This is a genomic window from Actinocrispum sp. NPDC049592 (assembly GCF_040675465.1).
GTDB lineage: Bacteria > Actinomycetota > Actinomycetes > Mycobacteriales > Pseudonocardiaceae > Kibdelosporangium.
The window spans coordinates 309,169-319,069 of record NZ_JBFAPA010000006.1 but is presented as its reverse complement, the minus strand read 5'-3'; the positions used below and the strand labels follow the sequence as shown (position 1 = coordinate 319,069).

Annotated in this window: 11 protein-coding genes; 5 read left to right on the top strand and 6 right to left on the bottom strand. The window is 68.0% G+C overall.

What is annotated here, in order from left to right; all coding sequences use genetic code 11:
- The first annotated feature begins 14 nt into the window (after positions 1–14).
- From AB0J95_RS18355 to AB0J95_RS18345, 3 genes are all read left to right on the top strand, one after another.
- Positions 15–197, top strand: a complete 183-nt coding sequence (locus AB0J95_RS18355) for an MbtH family NRPS accessory protein (RefSeq protein ID WP_364758500.1) — start codon at positions 15–17, stop codon at positions 195–197.
- Between the two features lie 72 nt (positions 198–269).
- A complete protein-coding gene (locus AB0J95_RS18350; RefSeq protein WP_364758497.1) occupies positions 270–650 on the top strand; it encodes a YchJ family metal-binding protein in 381 nt (126 codons plus the stop codon).
- A gap of 705 nt (positions 651–1,355) precedes the next feature.
- Positions 1,356–1,913 (top strand): hypothetical protein, encoded by a 558-nt coding sequence (locus AB0J95_RS18345; protein WP_364758494.1) that lies wholly within the window; start codon positions 1,356–1,358, stop codon positions 1,911–1,913.
- A gap of 48 nt (positions 1,914–1,961) precedes the next feature.
- Here the strand turns inward: AB0J95_RS18345 and AB0J95_RS18340 are convergent, their stop codons facing one another.
- Complete coding sequence (locus AB0J95_RS18340) at positions 1,962–2,411, bottom strand: MarR family transcriptional regulator (protein ID WP_364758491.1); 450 nt, start codon at positions 2,409–2,411, stop codon at positions 1,962–1,964.
- A 148-nt stretch (positions 2,412–2,559) separates the two neighbouring features.
- Here AB0J95_RS18340 and AB0J95_RS18335 point away from each other — a divergent pair, with 148 nt between their 5' ends.
- Complete coding sequence (locus AB0J95_RS18335) at positions 2,560–2,769, top strand: ATP-dependent Clp protease proteolytic subunit (protein WP_364758488.1); 210 nt, start codon at positions 2,560–2,562, stop codon at positions 2,767–2,769.
- Positions 2,770–3,116: 347 nt separating this feature from the next.
- On the opposite strand, the gene AB0J95_RS18330 is transcribed toward AB0J95_RS18335, so the two are convergent.
- The 5 genes from AB0J95_RS18330 to AB0J95_RS18310 all read right to left on the bottom strand — a co-directional run bounded on the left by AB0J95_RS18330 (position 3,117) and on the right by AB0J95_RS18310 (position 8,898).
- Positions 3,117–4,217 carry a hypothetical protein gene (locus AB0J95_RS18330; protein WP_364758485.1) on the bottom strand — a complete coding sequence of 367 codons (1,101 nt, stop codon included), beginning with the start codon at positions 4,215–4,217 and terminating at the stop codon, positions 3,117–3,119.
- Positions 4,214–4,708, bottom strand: a complete 495-nt coding sequence (locus AB0J95_RS18325) for an RNA polymerase sigma factor (protein WP_364758483.1) — start codon at positions 4,706–4,708, stop codon at positions 4,214–4,216. The genes AB0J95_RS18330 and AB0J95_RS18325 overlap by 4 nt, the downstream gene beginning before the upstream one ends.
- A gap of 39 nt (positions 4,709–4,747) precedes the next feature.
- Positions 4,748–5,734: a pyridoxal-phosphate dependent enzyme gene (locus tag AB0J95_RS18320; protein WP_364758480.1), complete on the bottom strand. Its 987-nt coding sequence runs from the start codon at positions 5,732–5,734 to the stop codon at positions 4,748–4,750.
- Positions 5,724–8,243, bottom strand: a complete 2,520-nt coding sequence (locus tag AB0J95_RS18315; protein ID WP_364758478.1) for an ATP-dependent Clp protease ATP-binding subunit — start codon at positions 8,241–8,243, stop codon at positions 5,724–5,726. Before AB0J95_RS18315 ends, AB0J95_RS18320 begins: the two co-directional genes overlap by 11 nt.
- A 160-nt stretch (positions 8,244–8,403) precedes the next feature.
- On the bottom strand, positions 8,404–8,898 hold the full coding sequence (locus AB0J95_RS18310; protein WP_364758476.1) for a hypothetical protein: 495 nt from the start codon (positions 8,896–8,898) through the stop codon (positions 8,404–8,406).
- A 61-nt stretch (positions 8,899–8,959) separates the two neighbouring features.
- Here AB0J95_RS18310 and AB0J95_RS18305 point away from each other — a divergent pair, with 61 nt between their 5' ends.
- Positions 8,960–9,895: an NAD-dependent epimerase/dehydratase family protein gene (locus tag AB0J95_RS18305; protein ID WP_364758810.1), complete on the top strand. Its 936-nt coding sequence runs from the start codon at positions 8,960–8,962 to the stop codon at positions 9,893–9,895.
- Positions 9,896–9,901 lie beyond the last annotated feature (6 nt).

The window sequence follows — 9,901 nt, the reverse complement described above, 5'->3', positions numbered from 1 at the left end:
GAGGGACGTACACAATGGACGAGAACGCCGAATACCAGGTCCTGCGCAACGATGAGGACCAGTATTCACTGTGGCTGGCCGATCTGGCGATCCCAGCCGGCTGGCACGCGGTGGGTAAGCGGGGTACCAAGCAGGAGTGCACCGACTACGTGGACGAGGTCTGGACCGACATGCGTCCGCGCAGCCTGCGCTCCTAGGCGCCCCTTCTCGTGGGCCGGTCGCGGCGGGGCCGGTCCACGAGGCTTTCCACGGTCGAGCACAATGGTTCGGTGGACAGTGGCAAGCGGTGTCCGTGTGGGACAGGGCTCACATACGGGGAGTGCTGTGGGGTGTTCCATCGCGGTGACGGGGTGGCCGGGACCGCGGAAGCGTTGATGCGGTCGAGGTTCAGCGCGTTCGCCGTCCAGGACGAGGCGTACCTGTTGCGGACGTGGCATTCGACGGCCCGGCCGCGCAGTGTGGACTTCGAGCCGGGACTGCGCTGGGTGGATCTGGAGATTCTGGACAAAACGGCCGGTGGCCCGCTGCACCGCGCCGGGATGGTCGAGTTCCGTGCGCGGTACCGGGTCAACGGCCAGATGGGTGAACTCCACGAGAACAGCAGGTTCGTCCGCGAGGGCGGGGAGTGGCTCTACGTCGCACCGGTGTGATCCGCCGGTGTCTGTCGGTCGTGGCCGAACCCGGCGCGGGAGAGCGCGTCCATGGTGGCACAAAGGGGGAATTGCCGGGCCGGACAATGCGGCCTGGAGGTTCAGACCACTACGGTCCGCTTGTCCGTACTGGTGTGCTGTCGCGCGTTAGCCGGGAACGGCGAGAACTCCGGCATCGCGATTGGTCTAGACGATTTTAGCGGCCCCGTCGGAACGGTGCGGAGTTTCTCGCGGCTTGGGTGGTTCGCCTTGTATTCAACGGTGAAAGAGCCGCTCGGGGCGGTACATTTCCGGCCGGTAGGTCGCTGCACTTTTGGGCGGAAGTGTGTGCGAAGGCTCTGCGGAGTTTCCCGGTGGCCTGCGCGGCCGCGCCGGGGGCCACCTTGATCGTTTTCCGCCGCCCGATACCTGTCCTCGCTGGTCCGGCCGAGTCGGGAGCGGATTGCCGGACGGGCAACATATTTCCGGACGCACCCCGAGTTCGGTAATCACCCGCCAGAACGGGGTTACGTAAGGGCGCGATTTCAACATACTTGGCGCATGCCTCTGGCGTGGCGGCCCATTGATGACACTAATATCTCGCGCATGACGCGACCGACTCGGCTGAGTGCCGAACCCGCCCATTCCGCACCTGCGGGTCCCCGCCCCCCTTGGGGCTTGTTGACGGTCGCCGGAGTCATAGGTCTGGTTGTCGGGGCGTTGATCGTGGGAGGACTCTGGCTGGAGAGCGGCGGGGGAGGGAGCAATCGCGCCGACCCGAAGTCGGTCTCGCTGCCGTCGCGGATCGCCGAGTTCGTGCCGTTCGATCAGGTCGAGCTGAACAAAACCGGTGCGTCCGGCGCGGCGAACGTCGCCCGCGTCAAATCATGGGATGACCAGAGTTCCAAACGACTGTCGAAGTCGAATGGCGGCGCCGGCGCGATCGTGCGCGCCTATGCCGACAAGGATCTGCGCAACCAGATCAGTGTGCTCGTGGTCCGCGCGCCCGCGGAGAACCCGCAGTTCGTGCAATACCAGGACCCGAACACATTGGGCCTGGTGCACGCGCCCGAGGAGGAGGAACAGTTCTCCGAGGTGTCCTGCGTGATCCACAACGACCCGACCCCCGCGGGCCAGGCGCCCACGCTGAACTCCGTGCACACCACCAGCTGCCTGCGCAGCGGCGACGCGCTGACCGTTGAGATCCGGCCCACCGGTGACATCAGCAATGAACCGCAGCGGGTGGCCGACCTGGTGAACGAGGTCTGGGATTCGCTCGTCTGAAAGGAAATGGCCCGGTCTCTGGGCCATATTCCCGATGGCTGGGAAATCTCACCCAAGGCGGGCGTTGATCCGTTCGGTGATTCGCTGGAGCTGACCGAGCTGAGCCTCGGTCAGCGCGTCGATCACCAGCGAGCGCACATGCGAGACGTGGCTCGGGGCGACCTCGACGACCTTGGCGTAGCCCTCCTCGGTGAGGATCGCGTGCGTGGAGCGGGCGTCGGAGCTGCTGGCCTCGCGCCGGACCCACCCGCGCTTCTCCAGCCGGGAGACCACATGCGACAGTCGGGACAGGGTCGCCCCGGTGATCGTGGCCAGCCGCGACATGGTCAGCGTGTGGTCCTCGGTCTGCGACAGCATCGCCATCGTGATGTACTCGAAGTGGCTCAGGTTGGCGTCCCGGCGCAGCTTGGCGTCCAGCTCCCGGGGCAGGGCGGTCAGCACGGAGGCGAGCCCCAGCCAGGCCGCCTGTTCGTGTTCGGTGAGCCACTGGGGTTCCACTCCGCCAGGTTACGGCAAGGTTCACGGAGCGTGCAGGGCCGGCAAGCCGCCTACGGTTGCACTGTCAGGGCCATAGGTCTGGCTTGTCCGGTCGCCAACGCGTTGCTACGGCGACGTAGCGAGGCGTCGCCGACCGTCCACACTGAGGATGGCCGAGATGTTCGCGAACTGCAGCCGGGACCTGGCCACGATTCTCGCGGAGAACACCGGCCGGCCGCCTGCGGAGATCGAGCGCGACTGGGACCCACCGAAGTGGTTCACGGCCGACGAGGCGGTCGGTTACCGCCTCATCGACCGCATCGAGCACAAGGCCCCGCCCGCCACGGTCTCGTGCCTAGACGCACAGGGACTGGGCTGATCCACTATAGACAGTCCACTTAGTGCACTGGCGTGAACGCACAGGTTGCCCGGGAAGCGTTTCTGCAGTTCCCGCCGCGCTTCGTCGACGTCGCCCTTGACCACCTCGACCACCAGGACGCTGGTGCTGTTCCAGTTCTCCGTTCTGCCGTCCGCGGGGAATGGGTACGGGTAGGCGACCCACGGTTCCTTGAACTGGTCCGGATGGGTGTTGTAGACGTAGTCGCGGAGGTCCTCACGGTCGGTTTCCTCGAGCTGCCAACCGTCTGGCGGAGCTTCGCACTGCACCGGGCGGTGCCTCGTGGGACCCGGTCATGCGGTGCCCTCCAGCGATGGTCCTTTGTGGACCTAGTTCACTGGGACGAACCAGGGCTCCAGGTGGAGGCCGGGGATCGCCTTGAGCCTCTCGTACAGCTGCGGGGTGAGCATCTTCAGCCGCACGTTGATGGTGTTGGTGCTGATGTCGATGGACGAGCCGTAGACGCCGTTGGACTGGTCCATGGCCAGGTCCCTGACCTGCTGGCCGGCGATGTCCTTGACCTTGTTGTAGTCGGCGATGCTCTGCTGCCCCGGACTCGAGATGACGCAGAGATTGCCCGGATAGCGTTTCTCCAGTTCCCGGCGGGCCTCGTCGACGTCGCCCTTGACCACCTCGACCACCAGGACGCTGGTGCTGTTCCAGTTCTCGGTCCGGCCGTCGGGCGGGCCGCCGTACGGGTAGGCCGTCCAAGGGTGTTTGAACTGATCCGGATGCACGTTGTTGACGTAGTTCTGCAGCGTGTCACCGAGCGGCGGACCAGTGTCCTTGGGCTGCCAGCCACCTGGGGGAGTGGCGCAGGGCACCTGGGCGTTGACGGGTGGTTTCACCGGCTCGCGGACGTACGGAAGCTGCTGGGTGACGGTGAACGTGCCGGACCGCCAGATTCCCCGCAACCGCGCCATTCCGGTCCGGATGTCGCCGTCCGCCGCCGGGTCGGCCAGCTTGTCCAGATCCACGCCGGTGACCGGAAGGCCGATGCAGGATGGCCGCTGGCCCGGCGCGTAGCCGACGTCGGCCACTGGTATGGGCTCACAGAACAGCACGGGCTTGCCGGGCCTGGTCTCGACCTGCCCGGACGCCTCCACGAGGTCCCCGTCGTGCACGATGAGACCTTCCATGCCGACGACACCCTCCGCCGCACGCGGGATCGTCGTGTCGCCGGTACCAGGGTTCGGTGGCCCGCCCATCCCGGAGCCGTTGGCCGGAGAGCCCGGGCCATCGGACCGCGTCAGGACAACGACCGCCGCGGCCGCCAAAGCCACGACCGAGGCGGCCGCGATCAGCGGGGCCAGGCGAGTAGTGCGGCGAGCGGGCGGCCAGCGCGAAGTGTCGGGCCGCGGCGGTTGGGGTTGCGTGGCGCGCCACTCCTCACCGGCGTCGCGCAGCAGCAGGTCGATCGGGTCGGTCATTCGGCCACCTCCAGGAGTACGCGCAACTTGGCCCGCGCGTCGGCCAGCGTGGACTTGACCGTTCCCTCGGCGCAGCCCATGACGGCCGCGGTCTCGGCGACGGACAACCCGGCGAAGTACACGCAGTCCACCGCGAGTCGTTGCCGTTCGGACAACTGCGCCAGCGCGCGCCGCAGATCCAGCGAGTCGTCAGGAGTCCCGCCCCCGGCCGGGGCATCATCCACAATGGACAGGTGGGGCCGGGATCGGGCCCGCGCCTTGCGGACCTGGTCCGCGGTGATCGCCAGCAGCCACACCGAGGGCGTGCCGCGACGGCCGTCGTACTGATGTCGTTTGAGCCACGCGCGGGTGAGCGACTCCTGCACGATGTCGTCGCGCTCCAGCTCCGGTGCGAGCCGCGCGACCAGCCGCGCCATCGCGGCCACATGTTCCCCCACCCACGTCGCGAACGCCTCGGCCTGGCCGGGCGCGCGGTGGGACACGCTGTCCATACTCGTATATACCCGGCATACCGGCGATCGGTTGGGTGCCTATCGCAGCCGGTTTCCGAGGTCCGCCAAGGCCGCCGTGAGGTCCCAGCCCTTGGCGGCGACCCAGGAGTCGTCGTAGTACGAGGTCTCGTAGGGTGCGGCCGCGTCGGCGGCGATCACCACGACCGGCCCGCCCCGGTGCACCAGGTGCAGCGCGCCCCAGAACGCGGCACCGGTCGATGGGCCGAATGCGAACCCGACGCCGCTCAACCAGCGCATCGCGGCGACGCTCGTGGCGTCCGGCACGGGGATGACGAGGTCGACGACATCCGGATCGAACGCCGGTTCCATCCGGGGCCGGCCGATTCCCTCGATGCGCGAAGGCATCCCGGTGGCGTACTCGGCGCAGTCCGTTGTCCAGCCCGGGAAGTAGGCGGAGTTCTCCGGATCGGCGACGGCGATGTGCGTGGACAGCTGCCGTCCCAGCGACCGGGACGTCGCGCCGGTGCCCACACCGGTGACGACCCAGTCCGGCTTGATGTCCGCGAGGATCTCGTCGGCCAGCGACGGGGGACAGGCGTCCACCGCCGGGCCGATCGCGGTCAGGCAGTCCAGGTAGTGCCCGTCCATGTCGGCCGCGAGCCGCTCCGCCCGCTCGTAAACAGCAAGCGGCGGGTCGACGGGACAGCAGGCGCCGCCCTGCTCCTCGATGCGAGCGCGTTTGACGGCTGAGGTCTTCCCCGGAACCACCGCGGTGAACGGCAAACCCAGCAGCCGCGCGAAGTACGCCTCGGCCACCGCCATGTTGCCGCTGGTGGCATCGACGAGCGGGGTGTCCGCGCGGATCACGCCGCGGGACACCCCGTCGAGGAACAGGCTTCGCGCGAATCCGTGCTTCACGCTGCCGGTCGGCCGGACCGACTCGTCCTTCACATACAGCGGCGCCCCGCTGGGCAGGGTGCACTGCCGCAGCGGGGTCGCCGGGTCTGTTGCCCGGTCGGCGATCAGGAGTTCGGTCGCCCGGCGCGACCAGGCGTCACGCGTCACCCTGGACGACGATGTCGGCCGGGATCGCGTCCGGCACCTGGGGCCGCTTGGCCGCACCGCGGAACACGAAGTGCGCCCGGTCGTCGGCCGTGCCCTCGCCGTCCCAGCCGTCCACGTCCACGATGACGATCTGGCCGGGCTCGAGCTCGCCGAACAGGATCTTCTCGCTCAATTGGTCCTCGATCTCGCGCTGGATGGTGCGGCGCAACGGCCGCGCACCGAGCACGGGGTCGAAACCACGCTGGGCCAGCAGCGACTTGGCCTTCGCGGTCAGCTCGATCGCCATGTCCTTGTTCCGCAGTTGGGTCTCCACGCGGGTCACCATCAGGTCGACCATCCGGATGATCTCGTCGCGGGTCAGCTGGTGGAACACGATGATGTCGTCGATGCGGTTGAGGAACTCCGGGCGGAAGTGCTTCTTCAGCTCGTCATTGACCTTCTGCTTCATCTTCTCGTAGTTGCTCGCGCCATCGGCGCCGCCACCGAAGCCCAGGGACACCGGCTTGGAGATGTCCGCGGTGCCCAGGTTGGACGTGAAGATGATGACCGTGTTCTTGAAGTCGACCGTGCGACCCTGACCGTCGGTCAGGCGACCGTCCTCGAGCACCTGCAACAGCGTGTTGTAGATGTCCTGGTGCGCCTTCTCGATCTCGTCGAACAGCACCACCGAGAACGGCTTGCGCCGGACCTTCTCGGTCAGCTGGCCGCCCTCCTCGTAACCGACGTACCCGGGCGGCGAGCCGAACAGCCGCGAGGCGGTGTAGCGGTCGTGGAACTCGCCCATGTCGATCTGGATGAGCGCGTCGTCGTCACCGAACAGGAAGTTCGCCAGCGCCTTGGACAGCTCGGTCTTACCGACGCCCGACGGGCCGGCGAAGATGAACGAACCGCTGGGCCGCTTGGGGTCCTTCAGGCCGGCACGAGTACGGCGGATCGCCTTGGAGACGGCCTTGACCGCCTCTTCCTGGCCGATGATCCGCTTGTGCAGCTCGTCCTCCATGCGCAGCAGGCGGGTGGTCTCCTCCTCGGTCAGCTTGAAGACCGGGATACCCGTCCAGTGCGCCAGAACCTCGGCGATCTGCTCCTCGTCGACCTCGGCGACGACGTCCAGGTCGCCGTCCTTCCAGGCCTGCTCGCGCTGGGACTTCTCGCCCCGCAGGTTCTTCTCCGAGTCACGCAGCCGCGCGGCGCCCTCGAAGTCCTGCGCGTCGATCGCGGACTCCTTCTGCCGCCGCACGTCGGCGATCCGCTCGTCCAGCTCGCGCAGCTCCGGCGGCGCGGTCATCCGGCGGATCCGGGTACGCGCGCCCGCCTCGTCGATCAGGTCGATCGCCTTGTCCGGCAGGAACCGGTCGTTGATGTACCGGTCGGCCAAGGTGGCCGCGGCGACCAGTGCCGCGTCCGTGATGGTCACCCGGTGGTGCGCCTCGTACCGGTCGCGCAGGCCGCGGAGGATCTCGATGGTGTGCTCGCGGCTGGGTTCGCCCACCTGGATCGGCTGGAAACGGCGCTCCAGCGCGGCGTCCTTCTCGATGTGCTTGCGGTACTCGTCCAGCGTGGTCGCGCCGATGGTCTGCAGCTCACCACGGGCCAGCATCGGCTTGAGGATCGACGCGGCGTCGATCGCGCCCTCGGCGGCACCCGCGCCCACCAGCGTGTGGATCTCGTCGATGAACAGGATGATGTCGCCGCGGGTCTTGATCTCCTTGAGCACCTTCTTCAGGCGCTCCTCGAAGTCACCGCGGTAGCGCGAGCCGGCCACGAGCGACCCCAGGTCGAGCGTGTACAGCTGCTTGTCGCGCAGCGTCTCGGGCACGTCGCCGCGCACGATCAGCTGGGCCAGCCCCTCGACGGCGGCGGTCTTGCCCACACCGGGCTCGCCGATCAGGACCGGGTTGTTCTTGGTACGGCGGGACAGCACCTGCATGACCCGCTCGATCTCCTTGGACCGCCCGATCACCGGGTCGAGCGCGCCCTCGCGGGCGGCCTGGGTCAGGTTGCGGCCGAACTGGTCGAGCACGGCCGAGCCCGCCGTCGTGCCCTCGGAGCGGCCTTCCTGGGCCGGCTCCTTCTCGTATCCGGACAGCAGCTGCAGCACCTGCTGGCGGACCCGCTTGAGGTCGGCGCCGAGCTTGATCAGCACCTGCGCGGCGACGCCGTCGCCCTCGCGGATGAGGCCCAGCAGGATGTGCTCGGTGCCGATGTAGTTGTGGCCGAGCTGCAGCGCCTCGCGCAGCGACAGCTCCAGCACCTTCTTGGCCCGCGGGGTGAAGTGGTTGTTGCCGCTGGGCGTGTGCTGGCCCTGGCCGAGGATCTCCTCGACCTGGCGGCGGACGCCGTCCAGCGAGATCCCCATGGACTCCAGCGCCTTGGCCGCGACACCCTCGCCCTCGTGCACCAGCCCGAGCAGGACGTGCTCGGTGCCGATGTAGTTGTGGTTGAGCATCCGGGCCTCTTCCTGGGCCAGGACGACCACCCGCCGCGCGCGGTCGGTGAACCTCTCGAACATCTGCACTCCCTACAACAACACCCTCGACTGCGCCTCACGCCGGTGTCGCCACCGGACGGGATGCTTGGGCGATCCATCCATAACCAATGTAGTAAGCCCCGGCGATATTCCGGCCTCCCCGGGCGTCCGCTGAGCGCGAACAACGCCTGTGACGTGAATGTCACCTGGGGGAAACGGGCACGCTCAAACGGTCCTGGACGGAGCTGACGAGTATTCCGCCATCCTCGCCGTCACGCCGCAATTTTCCGCGTTTGAGCAGATCATGGGCACCCTGCCGGGTGATTCCCAGCATAGCACTCGCCACCGACAGGGAAACGACATCGGCGGTCGGATGGCCGAACCGGCGGGCCACCAATGCGCCGAACGGGCTTTGCCACCAGCCCCGCGGCGGGGCGAAGATACCGCCATCGGAGTAAATGGCGGCGATGATTCGCCGGGCGGTCACCCCGGCCAGCCGCTCATCCGGGCCGGTCACCTGGGCGGCCCACATTTCCGAGTCACCGCGCAGCTGCCGCCGGAGCGGCTCGATGATCGCCGGGTCGAACAGCGTGCCGAGGGGGTCGAGCAGCCGCGCGGTCGCGTCCGCCAGCAGCTGACGGGCGATCGCGGTGTGCGTCTCGGTCGCCGTGTCGTGCGGTCTGACCAGCTTGTTCACCGGTCGGCCTCCAGTCTTGACATCGGGCGTCAAGGATAGCCCCTCCGGCTATCCTGACCGGGTGCTCCCGGTGGTGGCGGTACTCGGTGCGTCGGGGTTCGTGGGATCGGCGGTCGTGGCCGAGCTGGCCCGTTCGCCGGTGCGTGTCCGCGCCGTTTCACGGTCGGCCGGTTTCGCTTTGAGCGGAATCGACGTCCGCCAAGTGGACCTGTCCGAACCTGGATCCGTCGCTACCGCCGTTGAAGGCGCGGACATCGTGCTGCATCTCGCCGCGCACATCAGCGGCGAACAATCATGGCGCTCGGCAACAGACCTTTCCCAACGTCTGGGCGTCGGCGTCATTCGAGAACTCGTCGAACATGACCGGCCACCCGGCGTGGTCATTTTCGCGAGCACATTGCAGGCATCGTGTGCGCATCGAATCCACGCCGGATATGTGCGGCAGAAACTCGACGCCGAGGAAATGCTCCTCCGGTCGCACGAAAAAGCGTTCTCACTTCGGCTGCCGACGGTTTACGGGCGCAGCCCGGTGTCCGGCTCCACCGGCCGGGGCGTGATTTCGGCAATGGCCGGGAAAGCCGCCGCGGGCGAGCGCCTCACCATGTGGCACGACGGGTCGGTGGCCCGCGACCTGGTGCATGTGACCGATGTGGCGCGTGCCTTCGCTGTGGCCCTGACCTGCGCCGACACCCTGGCTGGGCGGTCATGGGCGATCGGCACCGGTCGTCCGGAACGCCTCGGCGGCGTGTTCTCCACCATCGCCGCCATCACCGCCGCGCGGTCCGGGGAGCCACCGGTCCCAGTCGTCTCCGTAGCTCCGCCGGACTATGCGGATTCGGGTGATTTCCACAGTTGCGCGCCCGATTGTTCGGCCTTCCCGGCGGTCACCGGATGGCGGCCGCGGATCGCGCTGGCCGACGGTTTGCGCGAGGTCGTGGCCACCCGGCTCGGGGCGCCCCCCGAGCCGGGAAAAGCTCCACCTGATCAAGGTCGGTGAGATCCC

What these genes read in the sequence shown, in the direction of transcription:
- AB0J95_RS18355 (WP_364758500.1), top strand. Translation starts at nt 15, where the DNA reads ATGGACGAGAACGCCGAATACCAGGTCCTGCGCAACGATGAGGACCAG.
- AB0J95_RS18335 (WP_364758488.1), top strand. Translation starts at nt 2,560, where the DNA reads ATGGCCGAGATGTTCGCGAACTGCAGCCGGGACCTGGCCACGATTCTC.
- AB0J95_RS18330 (WP_364758485.1), bottom strand. Translation starts at nt 4,217, where the DNA reads ATGACCGACCCGATCGACCTGCTGCTGCGCGACGCCGGTGAGGAGTGG.
- AB0J95_RS18325 (WP_364758483.1), bottom strand. Translation starts at nt 4,708, where the DNA reads ATGGACAGCGTGTCCCACCGCGCGCCCGGCCAGGCCGAGGCGTTCGCG.
- AB0J95_RS18315 (WP_364758478.1), bottom strand. Translation starts at nt 8,243, where the DNA reads ATGTTCGAGAGGTTCACCGACCGCGCGCGGCGGGTGGTCGTCCTGGCC.